We start from the raw sequence: 21843 nt of genomic DNA on the forward strand, positions 1-21843 counted from the left end.
CTAGCATTCCAATGCGGCGGAGAGCTCATTGTCTACCGCGACCTTGTCGCACACGTCATGGCAGCGGAGGACATTGCGGCGCGTTTCGGGCAGTGCCGAGGTCAGCGCAAATCCCGCATCGACCGCGCTTCGCGCAATGAGATCGCCAAGTTCCCAGTCCGTGAGTTCGCAAAGGGGAAACATTCTCCTCACGGTGTGGCTAACCTCGGATATCGAAATAATCGGGCTGCCGATGTTGTCGATCAGATGATGGACAATCGCCTGGCGAACGTCCGATAACGTAGGCGTCTGCGCGAGCGCGGGCATTCTCCGGCCCTATGAATGGAGGCGTGGTTGTGCGGCAACGGCTGTTTTTAAGTCGAACGCGACGGGCACACCGTGAATAATGGATGCTGCGGCCAGTAACGCCTCCAGGTCGCGATCTGTAGCTTTGCATGCCGGCATGAGCGTTCGGATGGCGCGGATCGCCTGTGAGATGGAGAGGAACTGGGCTTTGCCTCTAGAGCGCACATAGGCTTCGGCGGCTCTTTCAACCGTGACGGTGTGAAAAGTGTTGATCATGTGAGTTCCTCCCCCCAAACCAACACGATTTAGTGCACGAATTCGGCAGCTTTCAAGGCTATGTCCGATTCCGAACAATCAGGCGGCGGCTATGCCGAAATAGCGTTGTTCCTCCTGGCCGTAAGCGCCATGAGTTAGCTTTATCATTCCGGCGCGATCGACGAGCGTGAACCAGCCCCCTATACTCCAGCATTTGCAGGGCGATGGTAACGCCGGGACGCCGAGCGCCAAGCATGGTCGCCAGAAATTCATGCGTCAGATGGATCTTACTTCCTTCAGCACGATCGTGGACCATCAGCAACCAGCGGGCCAGCCGTTCCTCGATTTTCGAATGGCCGTTGACCAATGCGGTCCGGGACGACTGGACAAGGAACGCGTGGGCATAGCCGATAGTGGTGCTCAGCCCTTCGAAACCATTCGTAAACCATGCAGCCACGGTAAATATTTTGTTACGAACCGATCAGGTTGCGGAAGGTTGTGGGCGGGTCTGCAACAAAGAGGACCAGCCCAGCCCATGCACCGTCTATCTATCGCGACCGCCCTGTTGATCTCCTTCGCGACGGCCTACGCGCTATGTGTCTGGGCAACTTCTGCCCATCCAGTCGACCTGTTCCAGGCTCAAGCTTCGACGCTGGAGATGCGTGGTGGCGAATAGGTCAGACGCCAAGGTCCGTCCGGCTAACAAGGCGCAACTTTTTCATGAGTCGGGGCGGCGATCTTGCCCCTCATCGCCCCGGCTGGAACGAAAAAACCCGCCTTAGGGGCGGCGGGTTGGGAGGCGATCTCATAGCGACCCCGTCATTTCGGCTTATCTTGCTTCAGCGGGAACGTGGCATCGCCACTCTTTTTGCCCGACAAAACGCGAGGATCAGCGCTGCTGACGCCGTCATTGCTAGCGTCGGCTTCTGACTTGGCATACTGGCCGCTAGCGTCGGGTTCAGGATCGCGGTTTCGATTTGGGATGTCTTTGGGCATAGCGTGGGCTCCTCTCGAAGTCAAAACACGCCATAGGCCAACTTGTTCCCCAGCAACAAAAAACCCGCCTGACTGGGCGGGTTTGCGGCGCATCTCTGCACCTGACCGGAACACTAAGGTGTTTCGCGTCGAAAGTCAATTAAGGGCTAAATCTCTCGACGGCCATATTGGGCGGCCCGGCGGGTCATGATCGGGACGTACTCCCGGGCGATGTCGTGCGGCGCAAAAATTGCTTCGCCTGCCTTTATCCAAGGCTGCTTTCCCGGATGCGTATCCATGTTGTCCACCGAGAAGATGATGGCATCTTCCAGACTCAACCATGGTTCAGGATTAAATTCGGGCGCTTAAAACGCGTCCGAACTCGACGGGTGATCGTTGTTTTTCAGCCAAATCAACACGGCGGCAGTCTGGTAAAGCGCTTCCGGCATGGAGACGTCCCCGAATTTCATCGCCTTCCTGTTACGAAGTTGAAGTGTTCCGCACAAGACCGCAGATCGTGGTGCAGAACTGGCGCCATCTCCCTTTCCTTCGCGCCGTGCTTCATCGCGATTTGCGCCGTGGTCAGTCCGGCCACGCAATAGTCGATCAGTCGGTCGGCTGGCGCGCGGCCCATTTCCTTGGCGAAGCCCTTCAGCTTGTCCATCGCCACGACGCGCCCGTCCGATATCCCCGTGGCATAGCCCGAGCCCGTGCCGCGAAGAAAATTTGCTGAACTGGGGACGGCGATCCCGGCGCGCTCCCATAACACGGCCAGATGACTTCCGGCGTGGAAAGCGCGTCTTGCTTCTTCCGACCATAGCGCCATTCAAATGTTCCTGGCCGTGACCGGATCGCCTGCAACTCACTTCGCTTGCCGGATATGCGTAGCTTGACCGCTGTGACCTTGGCACCGTCCTTCCCGCCGTCTGCCCGCGTAAGCTTGGCAACAGCACGGTCTTGCTCTCTGCGACCAGCGCGGCGCTGCTCAGGGGTGACGCTTCGGCTTGCCGGCTTCTTGGGTCTCACTTGAAAGGGCACCTCATCAAAGAGCTTGCCTGGCCTTTGCTTTGTGGTCTTCTTCCTTCGATCCATTATGATTTCACCCTGAGCTTTGTCAGGCAGCGGAACACTGCAACGTCAAAGTCGTTGAGAAGTATGGGCCAGGATTTCAAGATTCCGATCAAACGCGACCACGGAATTCGCGTGGTGCGCACGCATGCCGAGATGGCAGACGTTCTGACAGATGGCAAATGGCCCTCGGACGGCCCCAAGTTTCTTGCAGCACTGGCCGCGCTGGTTGAGGCGCGTATCGGACGGTGCAGCGACACCGAGGTTCGGATCGCCTTCATTGCTGCGGCCTTGGAAGCTGACCTGCTTCCTGAAGGTTTCATGCAGAACTGAGGAGGTGATTTGGTCAAAGGCAACCTCTTGCGCTGTAGTCCAATTGTTCCCGGATCAGATCAAGCGGGGTCGGGGACCGATCGACGACCGTTCCCCGGCCGACCAGCGAAAGCTCATCTGCCCGCTTATTGCCAATGATTCCGGCGTGCCCCTTGCACCACTCCAGCTGGACCGGATGCAGGGTAAGGGCACCGTCAAGCGCCTTCCACAAGTCTAAATTTACGATGACCCTGTTTTTTGGGCCACCGCGACGCCAGCCATTTCGCCGCCAACCGTGGCGCCATTTGTTGCAAGCGTCGACGGTGTAGGAACTGTCAGAGAACAGCCGAACCGGCTCGCGGATGTCGTTGTCTATAACCCACACCAGCCCTTGCAGGGCAGCGGTCAATTCCATTCGCTGGTTCGTCGCCTCTCGGTCGCCGCCGCTTTCGGAATAGACCTCCACACCGTCCCGATAGACCACACATGCCCACCCGCCGATCCCCGGATTCGGCTCGCAACAACCATCGGCATAGATGACCAGACCCGGCGGCACTGCGGTAGCGAAAGCGGGGCGCGCCATACCCGGGTTTTCCTGTCGACCCTTCGCTCCTCGCAAACGGTTTGGCCGCGATTTTTCCCCATTTTCGCGAACGGCGCAGGCAGACGTTCTAAACTGCTTGTGCGCCCGGCCTATCAGCGCAGGAGCCCGTCCTTCTCAAAATCTTCCCAGCCGCGCAAACTGGAGTGCGAGTTCTCATCGGGGCCATAGCCAGCGGAAGCTGCAGTTCCGCGACCGCTTCTTTGAGCGCGTTTCATCGCGGCCTTCCCCGCCGCTCGCCGCCTATTATCCGCAGCTGTCGCTGCGTCCTGTTCGCGCCAGACCGTAACCAGGTCGCGGTCAAGCACATCCTCCACGTGCTGCGGGTCGAACACGTGAAACGTGATGTTCCTTGCCCGCCCGCGGAGTTTCACCGTTTTCGTCCCGGCGCTCTGCAAGCGACCATCTTTCAGCCAGCGGTGCCGTTCGGCCGTCGAGATTGTCAGAATGTCCTCGATCTCACGGGGAATGACGGGCAGCTCTTCGATCTTCTGCAGTGCTTTGGATACGATCCCCATTGCCACCTGCACATCATTCTCGGCGCCCTCAGACCGGCGCAGGGTGAGCACACGGGACTCGATATGGAGCAGTTTCCTGAACTCCATTGGAAGGCGGGCGCGTATTTCGAGAAAAATACCCCTTGCTCTGACGGACGATCCAATCGTTGCAGCCGGGGTTAAAGGCCACTCTCCAATCAGCTTCGCTATTGGATTGATTTTTCGGCGCGTGGACATGCCCTTTATATAGATCACCGATTGTCGGGAGCGATGAGCCTATCGCAGAGCCAACACTGAGTTCTAATCCGCCTGCGGTCTCAACCAGTATGGCCCTAAAGGCGCTCGGCTAACAGGAAGCGGCAGAGCGTTGCCGCGGCGGCTGCGGGGCCGGAAACGGACCGACGGCTTCTTTATGATGCGAAGGAAAGCCGACCTCTGCAACTGGTAAGCGCGGCGCGGGATCGTGATCACCGCAGAAGTGTGCAGGGGGCGTCGAGGCAGTTTGCTCCGCCACATGATCGGAGCGTGCCGAGGTGCTCTCACGTCCAGCGCTTGCCGCGGCGAGGACGATGGGCGACGACGAACGCCGTGTCCATGCGATGGAGCTGCATGACGCACCTGCAGTCTCTTGCTCAGGAGACGGGGATTACCGAGGAACAAGCACGCGATCTTATCCGGTTGATCGGCACCGACCGGAATTCGCTTCTGCGTGAGGCGCGACAATTGCTCCGCAGCGGCTTCGCTAGGCAAGCGTCAGGGCCTCGATCGTCGTGTCGGCACTGGACTTGCCGGAACCGTCTAACGCTGGCGGAGTAATCGCTCGCAATCAACAAAGAAGGTTCCCGATATGGCAACGTCCAATGCATCGAACAAAGGTCTCAATGACCTGTTCCACGACACGCTCAAAGACATCTATTTCGCCGAGAAGAAGATCCTGGCCACCCTGCCCAAGATGACCAAGGCCGCTCAGAGCCCGGACCTGAAGGCAGCCTTCGAAAAGCACCGCGAAGAGACCAAGGAGCATGTGGCCCGCCTCGACAAGGTTTTCGAGGCGATTGGCAAGAAGCCGGCTGGCAAGCCATGTGCGGCCATCATCGGCATCACCGAGGAAGGCGCCGAGATCATGAGCGAGTACAAGGGCGCGGCTGCGTTGGACGCCGGTCTGCTGGCGGCCGCGCAAGCGGTCGAGCACTATGAGATTTCCCGCTACGGCACCATGCGGACCTGGGCCTCTGAACTCGGCCTGACCGACGCGGTCAACCTGCTTGACCTAACGCTCGGCGAAGAGAAAGAGACCGACGCGGCCTTGGGAACTCGCCGAGGCGGCTGTCAACGTTGCCGCTGAAGCCGCATAGGAAGACTTTCCACCGGTCGGCGCCCTGGTAACCGCCAGGGCGCCCATGCAGAGGACCTCATGGAACGATCGTTCACGATCATGGCCGGGGCCGTTGCCCGCGCCACGGGCCGACCCTGGGCATTCGCCCTGTGCGTTGCATCCGTTATCGTGTGGGCCGCCTTGGGGCCAAGGTTTCAATACTCGGAGACGTGGCAGCTCATTATCAACACCAGCACCACGATCATCACCTTCCTCATGGTGTTCCTGATCCAAAGCACTCAGAACCGGGATGGAGCGGCCAGTCAGGCCAAACTTGACGAGTTGATCCGGGCCGGTCACGGAAAGAATGACTTCATTGGCATCGAGCACCTCACCGAAAAGGAAGTCGAGGAAATGCGCGCTCTGTGTCTCCGCGCAGCCAATAGGAAAAAGAAAGCCGAGTCCCAAATAAAAAGGTCGGCGGGCCGACGGGCGAAACGGCAATCGCCACCACCGTGACACGTGGGACCGGCACTTAAGCCCCCGAGCTTAAGTTCAAAGGAGCAGCTATCCCGTCATCCTCGGTTGCTGATCTGCCAACAGCTCTCTGAGAAGGCGGACGATTTCTTCCGGTCCGGCCGGCTTCATCACTGTCACACCACGTGAGAATGCCTCGTCGTGATCCTCGACGCCAAGACCGGAATACACGACGAAGGGCACATCCCGGCCAGCCAGCGTTCTTGCTGCCTCAACGCACTCACCGTCCGACAACCTGACATCCAGGACCGCTGCGGCAGGGGTGTGGTCGGCAAGAAAACGCTCCGCTTCGGAACATGACGATGCCAATGCTACGGTAAAGCCTGCCTCGCGAAGGGCGGACTCCATCTCCAGGGTAATCAAAGCTTCGTCGTCAACGACAAGGACCAGAGATTTGTCCATTTGAGGCACGATTTGCACGTTACGCGAGGTTGTTTTCCGTTCGGGTCTAAGCTTGCATGTCGCAACAGGCTGAATCAAGAGCGGCATCGTGCGCAGGCCGCGAGGCAGGAGCTGCTGGAACAAATTGGCCACAGGCCGCGTTATGGGCGGTTAAGCAGCAAGGGGATTGGGATGTATGAAGTGCCGCACGCGAATGTTGTCGCGTTCAAGAACCAAGAAACATCCGGTGGGGATAGCCGGAACTTCAACTACCAGGATTTCTTCGAGAACGGCGCCCTTGCGCTCCATCTGGTGAGCGGCGACGGCGTGATTCTACAGGCCAACAAGGCCGAGCTCGACCTTCTCGGCTATCCCGCGGAGGACTATATCGGCCGCCACATTGCGGAGTTCTATCCGGACCGGGAGGTCATCGAGGATATTTTGAACCGCCTCACCCATGGCGAAAAAATCGCGAGATATCCGGCGCGATTGAGAGCCCGCGACGGATCAATCAAGCATGTCGAAATTTCGTCCAGCGGCCACTTCCGAGACGGCGAGCTGGTACACACAAGATGCTTCACCGTTGATGTATCCGACCTCGAGCGGACGCCGACAGAACTGAGACTCCAGGACAGCACCTACCATCAGGTCCTCGACAGTCTCCCGGTAGCCATCTACACGACCGACCCGGATGGGATCATCACTTACTACAACCGGGCCGCCGCCGAGCTGGCCGGCAGGGAACCTGAGATCGGCAAGGACAAGTGGTGCGTGACGTTCAAGCTGTTCATGCCCGACGGCACGGAATTGCCGCACGACGAGTGCCCAATGGCGATCGCGCTCAAGGAGAACCGGGCCGTGCGCGACCAGCAGGCCATAGCGCAGCGTCCGGATGGATCCTTCTTTCCATTTCAGCCCTATCCGACCCCGATCCGCGATGAGACCGGCAAGCTGATCGGTGCCGTGAACATGCTGTTTGATCTCACCGACCGCCAGCGTGCCCTGGAGGCCAGGCACCATCTCTCGGCCATCGTGGAGTCCTCATTCGACGCAATCGTCAGCAAAGATCTGAACACCGTCATCAAGAGTTGGAATCGCGGTGCCGAACGGCTGTTCGGCTACACTGCCGAGGAAGCAATCGGCCGATCGGTGACCATGCTCATCCCGGATGACCACCAGGACGAGGAACCCCGCATCCTCGAACGAATCCGCCGCGGCGAATCCGTCGACACATACGAAACGATCCGTCAGCGCAAGGACGGCAGCCTCGTTCCGGTCTCGCTGACGGTATCGCCTGTACGCAACGCGACCGGGCAGATTATCGGCGCATCCAAGATCGCACGCGACATCACGTCCGCAAGGGAGAACGAGCATCGTATCCGCATGTTGATGCGCGAGGTCAACCACCGGGTCAAGAACCAGTATTCCGTCATCCTTTCGATGATCAGGGAAACCAACAAGCGCGCCGAGAACCCCGCAGTGTTCGAACGGCAGGTGCGCGAGCGGATCATGGCCCTGTCACGCTCGCACGATCTGCTTGTCGCCGGCGACTGGAAAGGCGTCACCCTTTTCGAACTGCTGCTGTCGCAGGCCAAACCCTTCGGTAATGAGGGGCGCATTTCCATGTCGGGACCATCCATCTTGCTCAGCCCCAACGCCGTCCAGTATTTCGGCATTGCCTTCCACGAACTCGCGACCAACTCAGCCAAATACGGCGTGCTTTCTGGCGATGACGGGACGATTTCGGTCCAATGGGACGCGACCGGCTCTGGTGCCTCGAAGCACTTCCACCTCTCCTGGGCGGAAACAGATGGGCCGAAGGTCCAGAAGATCGGCCAGGGCGGCTTCGGAACCGTGGTGCTGAAGCGGGTGGCGCCCGAGGCGGTCGGAGGCAAAGCCAATCTTGAGTATGGCCCCCATGGGATCACCTGGACGCTTGAAGCGCCGTTGGCCGCCGTCGAGGCATCTGTTGAGAAGGACGTCTAGAAGTCATCGGTCCCTGCCTGCCGACGTCTGTTTCATCTCAGCCGGACGGTGAGGCGGTCGGCAGCTTACCCCGATGTAGAACGGTAATCGTCAAAAACGTACCGACTATAGCGCTCTATCTGCTTATCGCTAACGTGCTGATGTGTGCTGTTAGAGGGTAGCAGCGATGACCGACCCTACAGTTCCCCCAGGTGGCATGGCCTATCCCGATGACCTTGCCTTGCTGAAATGCGTTTACGACCATGTGTGCCAGGAGCAGGGTATAGCCGATGGCAGTTCCGAGGCTGCGGATTTGGCGGCCCGCGCCATGGCTCTTTTCTCGCAAGGTGTCGTCGACGAGGCGCTGCTTCGCGAACATCTTAAGCGATCCGGCCCCAACGCCGGCTAGCCCCATCCCTCCTCGGGTTTCGCTCCTGCCGGGCAATCGGCACGCAGTGGCTGGATTAATCTTTTCCGGACTCTTCGGCCTATTCGGTGTACTGTGCGCGCATCAGCGATCGACGTTAAGGGCATCGCTGGCTGTGAGCGACCAACATGCTTCCGCCCCAAGCCGGAGGAAGCCATGGGCAGTTCCCATACCTCAGCAATCCGTATTCTTGATCAAAATGACCGGATGTGGCAGTCGCCACATGACGATCCGGAATGCCCCTACAGGAACCTGCTGCTGCGGCTCATGAGTACGGCAGACCTGGCCTTGCTCAAGCCGCATCTGCGCAAGGAAAGTCTCCCGCTCAGAACACCGCTCGAAACCGCAAACACTCCGATCGAGGCCGTCTATTTCTTTGAGACGGGAATCGGTTCGGTGGTGGCGAAGCTACGGCCGGAATTCGACGCCGAAATTCGCGTCATCGGCTTCGAGGGTATGACCGGATCGGCATTGATCATGGGGTGCGACCGGTCCCCACACGATTGCTACATCCAGGTGGAGGCGGAGGTCCTCGGCATGGACGCAACGCCATTCGCGCAGGCGCTCTCGGACAGCCCCACCCTGCGGCTCTTTCTGCTGCACTACGTCCACTACGCCCACGTCCAGACAAGCTATACCGCCCTGGCCAATGCCCGGCTGAAGCTTGAGGCCCGTTTGGCGAGATGGCTGGTCATGTGCGACGACCGCATAGCGGGCGACCGGCTGCCGGTGACCCATGAGTTCCTGTCGGTCATGCTGGGCGTGCGGCGGCCTGGCGTGACGGTGGCACTTCAGGTGCTGGAGGGCCGCGGCCTGATCCGCTCAAATCGTGGCGAGGTTATCGTCCGCGACCGGGATGGTCTTATCTCTTTGGCCGACGGCTCGTACGGCCAGCCCGAGGCCGAGTACGCCCGGTTGGTCGGCGAGCTTGCTTCACCGTGACCTTTGGAGAGCGGCGGCGTAACTTGGGCGAAACGTCGCACACCTCCTCCCACCAGGAGTTCTTGACTTCGATTGTACGCCATTATGAAAACGCCGTGTCGTTGCAGGACAGGATTGTCGAGCACGCCCGGCGGGCCCGTCTACCCTCAAAAGCCGATGAAGTCCTGCTGGATTGTTTGCGCCGTTCCCTGGGTCGGGCTCGCAGGGCGTTGGAGTGCCAAGACGGCCGGGTCCGACGCTGTGACGATACGAACCCGGCTTCGTCACCAGACGCTAGCCGGCTGGACCAAAGTGAGGCAGCGAGGTAGATTTATGAGTGTATGGCACTAAATAGGCCAACATGGCTGACAACAACACCCAAAATCCACAAATCTCCCAGACCGCTGCAGAGCAGCTGCTGCAAAGTGTCGTCGATTACGCAATATTCATGCTCGATACCGGCGGCAGGATTCAAAGTTGGAACTCTGGCGCAGAGCGGATCAAGGGATACGCCGCGGGTGAGATCATCGGCGAACATTTCTCGCGTTTCTATACACAAGAGGATCGCGCCGCCGGAGTGCCGGAAGCAGCCCTGAAGCAGGCTGCCTCGGAGGGAAGATTCCATGCCGAAGGCTGGCGTGTGCGCAAGGACGGCAGGCGGTTTTGGGCGATGGTGGTGATCGACCCGATTTTCGAGAACGGGAAGCTCGCCGGCTACGCTAAAGTCACCCGCGACATCACGCACCATCGTGAGATGCAGCTCGCGGCCTTGGAGGGTGAGCGTCGCTTTAGGCTACTGGTGCAAGGTGTGACGGACTACGCCATCTACATGCTTGATCCAGAAGGCAACATCACGAACTGGAATACCGGGGCCGAGCGCATCAAAGGCTACAGTGCGGCTGAGATATTGGGACAGCACTTTTCGACCTTCTATACAGCAGAGGAGCGCGATGCCGGGTTGCCGCGTCAGGTCTTGGAGGCTGCGGAGAAGGAAGGTCGCTATGAAGCTGAAGGGTGGAGAGTCCGCAAGGACGGCACCAAATTCTGGGCAAACGTGATCGTCGACGCAATTCACGACAACGATGGCCAGCTTCTCGGTTTCGCAAAGGTCACACGCGATCTAACGGAACGAATGGAAACTCAGCGCCAGCTCGAGCAATCCAGAGAGCAGCTGTTCCAGGCGCAGAAAATGGAAGCGATCGGACAACTGACCGGCGGCCTTGCGCATGACTTCAACAACTTGCTGACCGGAATCTCGGGAAGCCTGGATCTCCTGAAAACCCGTTTGGCCCAAGGCCGGGTTGATGAGCTTGGCCGCTACATCATGTCGGCTCAGGGCGCGGCGAAACGTGCCGCCTCCCTCACCCACCGGCTCCTGGCTTTCGCTCGAAGACAAACGCTCGACCCCAAGCCCACCAACGCCAACGACCTGATCACTGGCATGGAGGAGATGATTCGTCGCACGATCGGCCCGACGGTCGAAATGGAAACGGCGCTCGCCATTGGTCTGTGGACCACAATCTGCGACGCAAACCAGCTTGAAAACGCGATCCTGAACCTGTGCATCAACGCCAAGGACGCAATGCCGGATGGAGGGCGGCTTACGATCGAAACGGCAAACAAGTGGGTGGATGACCAGATAGCCAAGGAGCGCGACATGCGGACTGGGCAATACATTCAAGTCAGCGTGAGCGACACCGGGACAGGCATGCCGCCGGATGTCGTGGCTCGTGCCTTCGACCCATTCTTTACCACCAAGCCTACTGGAGAAGGCACGGGGCTCGGGCTTTCCATGATCTATGGCTTTGTGCGCCAATCCAATGGGCAGGTGCGCATTTACACAGAAGAGGGCAAGGGCACGACCGTAGCGCTCTACCTCCCGCGCCACTGGCTCAGTGGCAAGGCTGATGAAGAAGAGCATATGGCGGATAAACCCGCGCCTCAGGGCCTAGGGGGTACGATTTTGGTCGTAGACGACGAACCTCTCATCCGAATGCTGATCTGCGAGGTGCTGGCCGACACTGGCTATCGCACTGTCGAAGCCGCCGATGGCTCTTCCGGGCTCAAGGCCCTTCGTTCCGGTCAAAAGATCGATCTGCTCGTCACCGACGTAGGACTCCCTGGAGGAATGAACGGGCGGCAACTTGCGGACGCCGCACGAGAAATTTACCCCACGTTGAAAATACTTTTCATCACTGGCTACGCAGAGAATGCCGCCGTCGGAAACGGGCATCTCGCTCCAGGCATGCACGTTCTCACCAAGCCTTTCGTGATGGAAAAGCTGGCAGCCAAGATTACCGACATGCTCAGAAACGACTAGCGCCCGCCTGGTGTCGCTAAACTTCATATGCCGTAGGCGGAGTCAGGTAGTGAATCCCTTCGCACCCGCCAGCGTTAGCTAGACTAGTGGACGCAGGTTGGAAGGGGCTGAACGTTTGGCATGGGGGGCAAAGCGGTCTTTATTGCCTGAGCCTGGAAAGAAGAACCAAGGCGCCGACCACGAGATAGTCCGAATTTGCTGCTTTGCGGGAACAGCGCCGGACTCTCCATTGAAATGGAGGGAACAAGGGTCTCAGGTCACCTCGTAGGGCGTTAAGTCCAGATCGCCCGGGACATTCTTAAGGCTCTCCTCATCGATCGCTTTCTCATGGGTTTTCATCACCGCTTGGTATGCCTTCCACGTCAGCCCTGCGCCCGTGACGGCATCGCGTTCGGCACGCACCGAGCATCTTAAGGGGAAAGCCCGTGACGCAGTGCGCTGTGAGGGCTCGCCAATCACGGTGGCTTTCGAGGATCCGGTACTGCGTGCGTTGGGTCTGAAAGATGACACCTATGGGGAAGCAAAGCGCTTCTTCGAACTGACTGGGAATTGCATGACGTCGTCTGCAGTTGCCATGTCGGGACTACAATGAGAGGGCAATGGGCTGCCGCTAGGGTCCGCCAGATAACCGGCGGCAGCAGGCTTCTTAAATGGATCAGAGAGAGAATGTGGCATTAAGGTTGCCTACGACTGCGACTCCCGAGAGGCTTTCTTCGTCACGTGTGCGCTAGTCCGGGGTGCCGCCCAGTTAGCGGAAGACAAGGCACCAAAGCGAGAGTCAATTTCGCGACCGTCGAAATGGGCAGTGCGCAGTGCGCAATGGCGGTAGCCGGCCATACACCTCGGTCGCCGCTTGGACGGCGCTTTCGTGTCGACCAAGTGCGCGATTCTCATGCCTGGATGTTCGGAGTCAGGCATTCCCGGGCTTCCGGTTGGTGGTCCTTCTAATCTAAAAGCAGCGTGATGTTCAGCGGTCCACTTTTGAGCGGCAGCGCACCGCGTTTTCGAGACGCGTGCAGCTGATGAACCGTTGGGAAATACGATGCGGTTGGCCGTCCGTTGAGCGCAGCTGTGGACACGAGATTGCTTAGTCCCGGTATTGCTGGAGCGGACCAAGCTTGAAGAGCTCGCGCTGTGCTTCCCAAGCCTTGCAAATGAACTCATAGGACGTGAGGTGTTGAGCCTGCGGCGAAGTTGTAGGCCGAGATGAAGTCGGCATTGTACTGGCGAGCTGATCGCGGCTCTCCTAGAAGAAGCGCCTGACGGTCGCATCCAAATGTTTAATCCTGCCAGAACGGTTTGGGGAAATTCTGACCTTGTGGCTTCGAGTGGTTGCAGTCGAATTTCAGGATGGTGGACTGACGCGACGGAAATAATCAAATCGGACGAGCGGCAAATTTTTGATAATCCCTGAAAGGATAATTCCCGCGCGTGGCAGAGAAGCGGGTGCGCACGTTTCATTCTGGAAATCAAAACCCGCGGGAAGAAAAGGTATTTAATTCGCTCGGTAATTCAAAAAATCCAACGGGAACTCCCCAAGAATCACTGCAACCCGGCCGATAGGGGCCGGATTGCAGGAAGGCGGCCGTTCTATTCAACGAACAGATTTAGTTCACCACCATACGTTGCTTGTCTCGCGCGTTGGCATAGCTGCCTTTGTCATAGGCCGGCTGCGCATTAAACTGCTCTTTTGTAAAATTCGTATAGAGGTACCTATTTCCGGACTTGTCCGTCATGAACTTCAGGTTGTCCATGCCAACGGCCACCTCCTTCGTGCCCATGCCAAGGAACCCGCCGACGTCAATCAGGACCGCGTCGACTTTTTTGTCACCCGTTAGCACCACGTCGCCGATCTTTCCAACCTTGGCATCGTTGGCCCCATAGACGGTCGTGCCGACCAGATCCTCGACCCGGACCTTGTCGATCGGGACCGCGGTCATTGCAGTTTTATCAACGGCCGCCGTGGTAGTTGAGTCAGGTACTACCGTCGTAGAGGCCGGGGCGGTGTTGGAAGCCGTGGTTGGATCATAAGCTTTGGTATCGAAGTTCGGCTGAGCCTGGAGATCTTCCTTAGTGGTGTTGATCACAAGCCAGCGCTTGCCGTCCTTTTCGGCCCACTGGGCCTTGTTGAAGTCGAAGGCGACGTCCTTTTCACCGATGCCGAGAAAGCCACCCACACCGATAATGAGGGACTGCGCCTTGCCGTCCTTCGCAAGGAGGACGTCATTGACCTTGCCGATCGTCTGAGCATTGGCGTCCGTTCCGTTGTAAACTGAAGCGCCTATGATTTTGGACACCAGGCTGCCATTGGGCGCGACCGCAGCAGTTGTCGCAGCGTTGTTGACCGCGGGCGCCGTTGTCACGGCATTCGCGGCATGGGCTCCTGAGGCAATGAGGGTTGCAAGTGCGGTGGCGGCAGCCAAACTTTTGTAGCTCATGATGGTAATCCTTTGTTGGGTTCGTCGCACACCCTGCCCGCTTTCCAGCCGGGGCGGCAACATGATGCACCACAACGGAATGCGTTGATCTAGGTTCCCGCGATGCCTTCGCTGAAGCCAGCGCCACGCCCTGCCGCACAAGGGCACCGGCTGGGCGCGACGCTGGCGATCGCGAGAACCCTGCCCCGACTGCATCGGCGTCACATTTTACTTGCCAAGGAGCGGACGCGCATTTCAACCGCGAGGCGGGCGACTGCCGGCCGAAGAATCCGCGGCTTTCTGCCGGGGCGCCACATGCTGCATGACAAGCCGAAGCATTGCGCCAGAGCGATTGCCGCCAGGGTAACTCTCGGTTGCTCAAGGCGGCCCAACTCCTCGCTGTTTGCCTTGGGTTCAAAACCTCGGACCAAAAGTTCCCGGCCGAGGCCGGTTACGGCGCGATCTGGATGGCCAGAAACCCAATAATGGGGTCGCCATTCCATCCTGCCTCGCGGACCCCATCGAGCAGCCATAGCCATGCGGGTTGGCCGAGGTGCCGACGCCAAGGCAGCGCGGCGGTGATCCGTAACGCGGAAGGCAATGCCATGATCTAGCGCCGACGGATCCGTCAAGGTCACGGAGCCGGTGGGCTCCCGCAACGGGGCGGAAGGGTGGCCGCGACAGGCGGGCAGCAGGCTTGAACTTCCGCCCTATCATCATCTCGAACAGGATATCCAGATCCACAATTGCCCAATTTTCTGCCTTTGGTCGGAACGCGCGGATGGACCGAACGTTCTGTATTGAATTAAGGGAGCAAACGAAATGATTCGCAAAATCGCAGTCGCTACAGCCCTGATCAGTCAGTTTACGGTTTCGGCGTTTGCTGCCGAATATTGGGTGGCGAAAGACGCGGTCTCGAAGCAATGCGAAGTGGTCACGAAGAAGCCTGATGGAACCTTGGTTATCGATCTCGCGAAGACCACATACAAAACCGAGACACAAGCGAATGCTGCAATGACAAAAATGCCAAGCTGCAAGAAGTAACTGCCGCAGCAACCCTGTCTGGCCGCTGTCCACGTCGGCCGCCTCAGAAGGCTGATGCGCTTACAAGGTTGAGTTCGCCGCCGCCTCCCTGGTTGACGTTACTCGACGCGTATCGTGACGCAGTTTCACAATTCGTCGGCACTCGGACACTTGGGCTCTGGAAAGGCGACCAGTTTCAAGCGATTTTTGCTCAGCGCTCGTAATCGTTATCGTTCGAGCGCTGGGTCTTGCGGTCCTGCTCTTCAGCCTGCTGAGCCTTCTGCTTGTTCGCGTCCTTCTGTTTGGCTTTCGTCTCCTGCTCGGTGCCGGTGCGCGGCTGCTCTGGCTGGCGGGGATCGTCCCGGGTTGGAAGGTCTCGTCCTCGCGCCTCGCGCTCAGGGATCGGCTCTCCAACTCCACCGCCACGACGTTGTTGCTGCCGCTCGAATTGGAGCCGCGCGAGACGGTCGTGCATCTTCTCGTTGACCTCGTCACGATACTGTTCGAACTGCCCTTTTTGCGCCGGCGGCAGCGTTTCGCGGATGTTGTCGAGAGCCTGATTGACGCGGGCCATCTGACGCCGCATTTCCAAGGGGGTTTGCGCCATGTCCAAATCTCCTATCAGTGCATTCAATTCTCTCATACCGGGATGGGACAGGAAAGACTTCTGCCCCGATTGATCAGCTCCGCGACCCGCGGCAGAACCTGCCTGCCCCTCCCCTGTTCTATCGCGACGGAACTGCAGAAAATTGTTGCCGATCGACTCCGCTGCCGTGAGAGCCTGACCGACTACGCCCGCGGCACGCATCGTCGTCACAGTCTTTTGCCATGCGGCAGCGATTGCATCGCCGTTCACGACAAGGGATTGTCCATCCAAACGGCGTTGTCGCTTGGCCTCCACTCGCTCGATCGTCCTGGCACTAACCTGGTAGCGCGGATCGCTCTTGGCGCGGCTATAGGCTCCGGCATGCTCCTTCGTGAATGGCCGCGTCATCGCATGGTCCATGCGCCGCGTCGCCACCATCGCAATGCCGTTCTCGCGTGCTTTTTCCGCAAAGGTCTCGCGCCAAGCGGCCAGATCTGGCTTGTAGAATTTCAGGCGCTCGCCGTCGGCAGAGCGCGCCTGTACCATCGCATGGATATGGACGTGCTTGGTGTCCTTGTGATGCGCCAGGACGAACTTGTATCCTGGCGCGCGCTCCTCGAGCACGGCGCGCGCTGCAGCCATGACGGCGTTGGCATCGGTGCCGGCTCTTGCCGAGAAAAGCAGGTGATAGGCATTGCGGCGCTCACGCCCCGAAAACTGCGGGCGCCATTGTTCATAGAAAGAAGCCGCCGCCTTGGTGGCATTCTTCGCCCCGGGCACAGGCTCGCCATTTGCGTTGCGGACCTGGTTGTGGGTGCGGATGAACTTCTGCAGGAAATATTTCGCTTTGGGTTCACGGCTGACGGCCGCCGTTACCTCTGCCTTGGCGACCACGCCAGCGGCGTCCATCGCTTCCGACAAGCGCGCCTCGATCTTGTCGAGCGCCCTGCTGCGCGAATTCTCCCGACCGCCAGCCAGGACTCTCGCCAGCGGTCCGGCCCGCTCATCCGTGTGTGCGTAAACCTGCACCGTCTGGCCGTCCTGCTCATAGATGAACGGTTTTGCGCCGAAGGCCTTGTTCAAGGCCTCGCTCAATGCGGCATCGGTGACCTCGCCGGCGAGTTCGAAACGAACCTCGATAAAATTGGTGTTTTCCAGGGGCGGCTCGAACGTTTGGCAAAACGTCTCCAGGAACGCCTTTCGTGCGCCGCCTGTCGCCAGGACCTGCCCGTCCTCGTCAAAAATCTCGATGTCGTGTTTCTCGCCTTTTTCGTCCTCGCGCTTTCCGATGTAGTTGAGCAGCCGAGCGGCCGCTTCCTTGGTCGATGGCGGATTGGGCATAACCTTGAACACAGCAGGCTGCGCGCCCGCCGCATAGCCTGCCCGTGCCGCCACGGCCCGCGCCTGATAGACCGCCCGCGCCGCTCGTCCTGTACCGCTTAGACGACCCCCACCACGGCTGCCGCCCCCGCCGCGCCGCTTCCAGTCTTCCTCCTCCTCTTCCGGCCGGAAACCCGCGAGCGTGGCGCCATAGACCATGATCGGCGCGCTAGCGGTCTTGGGCGAGCTCGCGGCCGCAGCCGACTTCGAAGCACTGCCGGAGACGGAGCTCCCTGCCACTCCTGTCCCTCCCGGCGAAGAACGAGGGGCGCCCCTGCCGCCACCTCCGGTCGAGCCGGCTTGACCTTGCCCGAGGCGTCCGCCGTCACCGGTCAGCTCATAACTCTTCATCGCCTGAAATTCGCTGGCAGCGCGTGGGGTCCCCGTCAGAGAATTGTCGTCGTCCAGGTCCTCACGCTTCACGCCGGACCCGCCCCGCAGATAGCGTTCGATTTCGGCCGCGTAGCCAGCAAGACGACCGCTCAAGGCCTGGCCTCCCTCGCCTTGCGAGAGCCGACGGTCATCGCCTTCAGTTCCTCGCGGAACTGCCGCACGAGCTCGCCCACCGCGATCAACGCCTCCTCAAGATCCTCATCATGGGCAACACGGCCGTCGTTCATGGCGCGCACGACCTGATTGAAATTGACGCCGACGCGCCGTAGCTGATCGGTCATGTCCACGATCGCCGGCCGCAACGCCTCTGAGGCGACAGGCAGATGTCCGGCCTCAGCCCGCACCAGACGCCGGACGACCTCACTGATGGTTGAGCCCTCCCGCTCCGCAATGGCTTTGAGGCCCGCCAACTCGTCAGCCGAAAACCGGATGTGCGTCACCTCGCCATAGCGTCGTGACGCGCTCTTCACCGCTGGTTTCTGGGCGTCTGCATCCATCTCTCAAGCCCGCTTGCGGGCGCTAAGGCCCGACAGGGCCGCGCCGCCTATTTTGTGTGTATCACAAAATAGGCTATCCTGCCAAGGAAGCGAGGAGGAAAGAAAATCATGTGCGTGTCTTCTCACCAGCCAGTTGTCAGCGGCAGCAACGCGGGCGAAATGTTCCCATCGTGATTTGATGCGATGTGTCTATGATGCGTTGGCGACTTGTATCCATGTTAACATGGATACATCGGGCTCCTATGCGCAGCCGGAACACGCTTAGTCGGAAATGCGCAGTCGATTCTTTTCTGGCGAAAGCACCTGCGCAAAACTGCATCTTTAGCGAGCCCTTATCTGTGCGCGCCTAGGTTGCCAAACCAGGCTTCCCCTTACATCATGTTTCGACCGTGATTTCGTTTCATGTGTCCATGATGACTTGTCTCCATGTTAACATGGAGACAAGGAGACAACGCCGGAAGGAGGCCCGCATGATCATCTCCGCTGCGATCCCAAAGGGTGGCACTGGCAAATCGACGATGCTGCGTGCCCTCGCATCCGTCGCGCTGCATAGGGGCTATTCGGTCACTCTCATCGACGGCGACCGGCGGCAGAACATGACCCGCTGGTTCCAGATGCTGGGCGAAGCTGGCAATCGTCCTGACAGGCTCCAGATGGTGAGCGCCATGACTCCGCAGGAAATCCTTCGCGCGGCAGCCACTCACAACGGTGAACGCTCGGTCGTCTTGATCGATACGGAAGGCACCACAAACGATAACCTCATGGCTGGGCTCTTCGCCGCCGATATTGTCGTCGTGCCGGTCTATTTTGCCCTCGACGATGTGACCGCCGCCATCCAGATCACCGACCACTACATTCCGCTTGCGGTAGAGAGCCGGGGTAGACCGCTGCCTGCGATTTTCGTGCTGACCAAGCAGACCATCATCGATGGCAGGGCGCGAGCCCTGACCGAACTGCGCGCCATTATCCAGGCCAACGGCACGCCGATTGCAGAACACGTCCTGCACAATCGTGTTGTCTATCGCGACCTACAGACCGGGCAGACCCTTTACAGCCCCGCGGTGCCCGATGCGAAGGCGGTTGCCGAGAGCGAAGGGGTCTTTGACGACCTTCTGCAAACCTTCATCGAAGCCACAAGGAATGCGGCATGAGTGAAGAAACCACACCGAAAACCGGTGACGACAAGAAAGCCCGCATGATGAAGGCGATCTCCACGCAGCCGCCGGCGCTGCCTAGCATGTTCATCCCACCGAAGGCCGAGACGTCAGGGGCCAAGGAGCAAGCTGCGCCACAGATGCAGGAACCGACAAAGCCGTCCCCGGCAGTTGGGCCCGATTTCCGCAAGCTGCTGCGGCAGGGGCTGAAAAAGGACCCCATCGCCGGAAAGAAGATACGCGAGGAGGAGATGATCCGCTGCGGCTACTATTTGACGGCTGCGGAGCAGCGCCAGTTCAAGTTGCTGGCGATTAGCAACGGGCACAGCATGACCGAACTGCTGCGAAAGGCTGTCCAGGACTATATCCGCATTCATAAGCACAAACTGCCGAAGGAATAATCGGCGGTTTGGAGTCGCTGTCTCTTGCTGTAGCGGGTGATGTTCGTGGCTCTTTTGCGACGTGCAAAAAAAGGGCCGCGACGGAACACTCCGTCGCGGCCCTGGGACGTGTTGCCTACTTGGGTTGGTTGAGGTGTTTCAGCACCTGGCCGAAGATTGTGTCTCGCACCGGACGCCCGCTGGCTGCCGCTTTGTCGTCGACCAGCTTTGCGGCCAGTTTGGGCGACAGCGGGATGAAGTCGTAGCCGTGTGACATGGCTGCGCGGTGAAGATCCTCAGGCGTTTCGAACGCGCGATCGTGGGTGCCGAGCCAAAGACCGGGCTCGTCGGTTTCTTCGTGCGGGAACGCTTGCAGGAAGTAGGTCCGGAGCGGTGGATCGTAACCGATGACAGCGTCTGGATCCGAGCGGACTTTTCCGATGGCACCAGTGACAGTGATGGTGTAGCGGCTCATTGCAACCTCCTTTTTGCCGGTGGGGAGCCGGCCCCTTGCGGGGCCGGCCACCGATGCCTCACTGGGGGTTGTTCCAGAGGATGACCTTCTTGTTTTCCTCGCCACCCGGGGCGGGAGCGAGGTTGCCGAAGATCACGCCGATCTCGGGGGCTTCCAGCTTGACCGAGAGGTATTCCTCGCCCGAACGCTGGGAGATGCGGTGCCAGCCGGCTCCGATCTCGAAGCCCGTGCGCTTGTTGACGATCCGGTAATCGGGGGCGTCCTCGCGCGACTTGTTGGTATTCGGGATAAGGGTGATCGGGGCGTTGACCCGGAGCGTGGCAAAGACGCCTTCCATCGAGCCGTCGGCCTTGGTGGTGAGGTTTGCGATCGTGGTGGCCATGGTAGTTCTCCTTCGGTTGCATCGGGACCATTCCCGATGGCGCCAAAGGAGAGGGCCGTCCTGCTGCGGTCATCTCGGCGAAAATTCTGGAAAATTCTATTTGCCGAAAATTGCGGGCAGGCCCTTCGCCTGACCGCAAACAAAAAACAGGAATCGAATTTTCCTGAATTTTCGCCGAGTGTACCCCCAACGGGGGTTGACCGCACAAAGCAGGCGGTCGTCTACAAAGGCGACATGAAACGGGAATGGCCCCGGATGCGGCAGATGGAGAAGAACTCAGGCCGCCGTCGCTTGACCGCCTACGCAACGCTGCCGGATCGCAGGAACAGCCTGCAGCCTCTCGGGTCATGTCGCCTGCGTCGTCAACACCTCGAACAGCAGCATGGCGCGTGAACCGCCTTGCGCGTTCGGTTGGCGGCACAGCGGTTTCGAGATCGGAGCCGGCTGGCAGCGAACTTCACACCCCTGGCGATGCCTCGCGGCCAGGATGGATGACCGCGCAAGCCAGGTTCGGCACGCTTGCACCCGCTTCAGAGGCGAGACGGGTCAAGATGATCATCTGCACAACGCCACGCGGCTCTGCGCGTGGGCCGGGTCGAAAGGTGCCGGTTCCGGCCGTTCAAAAAAGTGGAGTTGGGGACGCGGGGCCGGAACAAGCATATCGTATCAGCCTCGACGGGCTGTCGGTGGGACAGCGTACATCATCCTGGCAGCGCCAGACGCTCGTCCGGCGTCATGCGGGCTTCGGCTTGCCGGCGAACGTCGAGGCCGGCATGGCGGAGCATGGCGCACCAGTCTTCCACATTGTACGTGGTCGCCACGCTGCCCCTGGCCAGATCGTAAATGACGCACGGCTTGTTCGCGATGGCGAGCCGAAGCACGTTGGCGGCCGTGCCGGATGATGCGCCGTCCCAGACCATCATGCCAAAGTCAGCGCGCCGCGCCATCTCCCGGTCTTTGGCGGCGTGGACCCAGTATCCTGTGGCGTTGCCAGGAGAAGGAACATGGTAGGCGGCCCAGTCGCCCAGATTATTGCGGGGTTCCTTGCCGGTATGGAAGACCCCGACATGCTCGTACCTGTAACCCGCGAGCAGCCCTTGCGCCTCCGCATCGGCTCCTGACGCATCGCCAATCAGCACGCCGTGCTCGGCAGCAACGATTGCGCCGATGCGAGCGATGGCAGGTTCAGGCAGCTCGAATATCTCGCGTGATCCACCTATGAATATCATCGACATCGTGACTTTCCTTCTATCGAGCGCCCCCGCCCCGCACCGGCCGCCCTCTCCCTCTGCCCTGC

Annotated in this window: 25 protein-coding genes and 3 pseudogenes; 12 read left to right on the plus strand and 16 right to left on the minus strand. The window is 59.6% G+C overall.

Annotation, left to right across the window (positions count from 1 at the left end; genetic code table 11):
• From FJ977_RS33645 to FJ977_RS33660, 6 genes and pseudogenes are all read right to left on the minus strand, one after another.
• Positions 1-306, minus strand: coding sequence for a hypothetical protein (locus FJ977_RS33645; RefSeq protein WP_246683403.1), 306 nt, complete (start codon positions 304-306; stop codon positions 1-3).
• 9 nt (positions 307-315) lie between these two features.
• Positions 316-561 carry a hypothetical protein gene (locus FJ977_RS33650; protein ID WP_140776816.1) on the minus strand — a complete coding sequence of 82 codons (246 nt, stop codon included), beginning with the start codon at positions 559-561 and terminating at the stop codon, positions 316-318.
• Between the two features lie 78 nt (positions 562-639).
• A pseudogene (locus FJ977_RS33655) lies at positions 640-946 on the minus strand (helix-turn-helix domain-containing protein); the annotation flags it as partial.
• A gap of 413 nt (positions 947-1359) precedes the next feature.
• On the minus strand, positions 1360-1536 hold the full coding sequence (locus tag FJ977_RS36040; protein WP_181180153.1) for a hypothetical protein: 177 nt from the start codon (positions 1534-1536) through the stop codon (positions 1360-1362).
• 146 nt (positions 1537-1682) lie between these two features.
• A complete protein-coding gene (locus tag FJ977_RS36045) occupies positions 1683-1853 on the minus strand; it encodes a hypothetical protein (protein WP_181180154.1) in 171 nt (56 codons plus the stop codon).
• A gap of 128 nt (positions 1854-1981) precedes the next feature.
• Positions 1982-2341, minus strand: a complete 360-nt coding sequence (locus tag FJ977_RS33660) for a hypothetical protein (RefSeq protein ID WP_140776818.1) — start codon at positions 2339-2341, stop codon at positions 1982-1984.
• Positions 2342-2541: 200 nt separating this feature from the next.
• On the opposite strand from FJ977_RS33660, the gene FJ977_RS33665 reads away from it, so the two are divergent.
• Complete coding sequence (locus FJ977_RS33665) at positions 2542-2916, plus strand: DUF982 domain-containing protein (RefSeq protein WP_140776820.1); 375 nt, start codon at positions 2542-2544, stop codon at positions 2914-2916.
• Positions 2917-2929: 13 nt separating this feature from the next.
• Here the strand turns inward: FJ977_RS33665 and FJ977_RS33670 are convergent, their stop codons facing one another.
• Complete coding sequence (locus tag FJ977_RS33670; protein ID WP_140776822.1) at positions 2930-3478, minus strand: ribonuclease H; 549 nt, start codon at positions 3476-3478, stop codon at positions 2930-2932.
• Positions 3479-3591: 113 nt separating this feature from the next.
• A complete protein-coding gene (locus FJ977_RS33675; protein WP_140776941.1) occupies positions 3592-4230 on the minus strand; it encodes a hypothetical protein in 639 nt (212 codons plus the stop codon).
• A 610-nt stretch (positions 4231-4840) separates the two neighbouring features.
• On the opposite strand from FJ977_RS33675, the pseudogene FJ977_RS33685 reads away from it, so the two are divergent.
• Together FJ977_RS33685 and FJ977_RS33690 are read left to right on the plus strand one after the other, a co-directional pair.
• A pseudogene (locus FJ977_RS33685) lies at positions 4841-5348 on the plus strand (DUF892 family protein).
• Positions 5349-5407: 59 nt separating this feature from the next.
• Entirely contained in the window at positions 5408-5827 is a 420-nt protein-coding gene (locus tag FJ977_RS33690; protein ID WP_140776826.1) for a low affinity iron permease family protein, read from the plus strand.
• A 48-nt stretch (positions 5828-5875) separates the two neighbouring features.
• On the opposite strand, the gene FJ977_RS33695 is transcribed toward FJ977_RS33690, so the two are convergent.
• Complete coding sequence (locus FJ977_RS33695; RefSeq protein WP_181180155.1) at positions 5876-6247, minus strand: response regulator; 372 nt, start codon at positions 6245-6247, stop codon at positions 5876-5878.
• 171 nt (positions 6248-6418) lie between these two features.
• Between FJ977_RS33695 and FJ977_RS33700 the strand changes: the two genes are divergently transcribed.
• The 4 genes from FJ977_RS33700 to FJ977_RS33715 all read left to right on the plus strand — a co-directional run bounded on the left by FJ977_RS33700 (position 6419) and on the right by FJ977_RS33715 (position 11859).
• A complete protein-coding gene (locus FJ977_RS33700) occupies positions 6419-8212 on the plus strand; it encodes a PAS domain S-box protein (protein ID WP_140776830.1) in 1794 nt (597 codons plus the stop codon).
• A 166-nt stretch (positions 8213-8378) separates the two neighbouring features.
• Complete coding sequence (locus FJ977_RS33705; protein WP_140776832.1) at positions 8379-8600, plus strand: hypothetical protein; 222 nt, start codon at positions 8379-8381, stop codon at positions 8598-8600.
• A 225-nt stretch (positions 8601-8825) separates the two neighbouring features.
• Entirely contained in the window at positions 8826-9560 is a 735-nt protein-coding gene (locus FJ977_RS33710) for a Crp/Fnr family transcriptional regulator (protein ID WP_140776943.1), read from the plus strand.
• Between the two features lie 340 nt (positions 9561-9900).
• Positions 9901-11859, plus strand: a complete 1959-nt coding sequence (locus FJ977_RS33715; protein ID WP_140776834.1) for a PAS domain-containing sensor histidine kinase — start codon at positions 9901-9903, stop codon at positions 11857-11859.
• Between the two features lie 252 nt (positions 11860-12111).
• Here FJ977_RS33715 and FJ977_RS36050 read toward each other — a convergent pair whose 3' ends face one another.
• A complete protein-coding gene (locus FJ977_RS36050; protein WP_181180156.1) occupies positions 12112-12261 on the minus strand; it encodes a hypothetical protein in 150 nt (49 codons plus the stop codon).
• Here FJ977_RS36050 and FJ977_RS36515 point away from each other — a divergent pair.
• A pseudogene (locus tag FJ977_RS36515) lies at positions 12260-12537 on the plus strand (hypothetical protein); the annotation flags it as partial. The gene FJ977_RS36050 and the pseudogene FJ977_RS36515 overlap by 2 nt on opposite strands.
• Positions 12538-13466: 929 nt before the next feature.
• Here the strand turns inward: FJ977_RS36515 and FJ977_RS33725 are convergent.
• The gene (locus FJ977_RS33725; RefSeq protein WP_246683404.1) at positions 13467-14297 is read right to left on the minus strand and encodes a PRC-barrel domain-containing protein; all 831 of its coding nucleotides are present in this window, start codon (positions 14295-14297) and stop codon (positions 13467-13469) included.
• Between the two features lie 801 nt (positions 14298-15098).
• Here FJ977_RS33725 and FJ977_RS33730 point away from each other — a divergent pair.
• Positions 15099-15320, plus strand: a complete 222-nt coding sequence (locus tag FJ977_RS33730) for a hypothetical protein (protein ID WP_140776836.1) — start codon at positions 15099-15101, stop codon at positions 15318-15320.
• 190 nt (positions 15321-15510) lie between these two features.
• Here FJ977_RS33730 and FJ977_RS33735 read toward each other — a convergent pair whose 3' ends face one another.
• Positions 15511-17751: a relaxase/mobilization nuclease domain-containing protein gene (locus FJ977_RS33735; protein ID WP_140776838.1), complete on the minus strand. Its 2241-nt coding sequence runs from the start codon at positions 17749-17751 to the stop codon at positions 15511-15513.
• Positions 17748-18155 carry a plasmid mobilization relaxosome protein MobC gene (mobC, locus tag FJ977_RS33740; RefSeq protein ID WP_140776840.1) on the minus strand — a complete coding sequence of 136 codons (408 nt, stop codon included), beginning with the start codon at positions 18153-18155 and terminating at the stop codon, positions 17748-17750. Before mobC ends, FJ977_RS33735 begins: the two co-directional genes overlap by 4 nt.
• Positions 18156-18625: 470 nt before the next feature.
• Here mobC and FJ977_RS33745 point away from each other — a divergent pair, with 470 nt between their 5' ends.
• Positions 18626-19306 (plus strand): ParA family protein, encoded by a 681-nt coding sequence (locus FJ977_RS33745; protein ID WP_181180157.1) that lies wholly within the window; start codon positions 18626-18628, stop codon positions 19304-19306.
• Positions 19303-19710 carry a hypothetical protein gene (locus FJ977_RS33750; protein WP_140776844.1) on the plus strand — a complete coding sequence of 136 codons (408 nt, stop codon included), beginning with the start codon at positions 19303-19305 and terminating at the stop codon, positions 19708-19710. Before FJ977_RS33745 ends, FJ977_RS33750 begins: the two co-directional genes overlap by 4 nt.
• 115 nt (positions 19711-19825) lie before the next feature.
• On the opposite strand, the gene FJ977_RS33755 is transcribed toward FJ977_RS33750, so the two are convergent.
• Both FJ977_RS33755 and FJ977_RS33760 read right to left on the minus strand, forming a co-directional pair.
• Positions 19826-20164: a hypothetical protein gene (locus FJ977_RS33755; RefSeq protein ID WP_140776846.1), complete on the minus strand. Its 339-nt coding sequence runs from the start codon at positions 20162-20164 to the stop codon at positions 19826-19828.
• A gap of 58 nt (positions 20165-20222) precedes the next feature.
• Positions 20223-20546, minus strand: a complete 324-nt coding sequence (locus tag FJ977_RS33760) for a DUF736 family protein (protein ID WP_006205585.1) — start codon at positions 20544-20546, stop codon at positions 20223-20225.
• Between the two features lie 36 nt (positions 20547-20582).
• Between FJ977_RS33760 and FJ977_RS33765 the strand changes: the two genes are divergently transcribed.
• The gene (locus FJ977_RS33765; protein ID WP_140776848.1) at positions 20583-20939 is read left to right on the plus strand and encodes a hypothetical protein; all 357 of its coding nucleotides are present in this window, start codon (positions 20583-20585) and stop codon (positions 20937-20939) included.
• A 308-nt stretch (positions 20940-21247) separates the two neighbouring features.
• Here the strand turns inward: FJ977_RS33765 and FJ977_RS33770 are convergent, their stop codons facing one another.
• Positions 21248-21781, minus strand: coding sequence for a hypothetical protein (locus FJ977_RS33770; protein WP_140776850.1), 534 nt, complete (start codon positions 21779-21781; stop codon positions 21248-21250).
• Positions 21782-21843 lie beyond the last annotated feature (62 nt).

The sequence above is a fragment of the Mesorhizobium sp. B2-1-3A genome, from assembly GCF_006442655.1.
Taxonomy (GTDB): Bacteria; Pseudomonadota; Alphaproteobacteria; order Rhizobiales; family Rhizobiaceae; genus Mesorhizobium.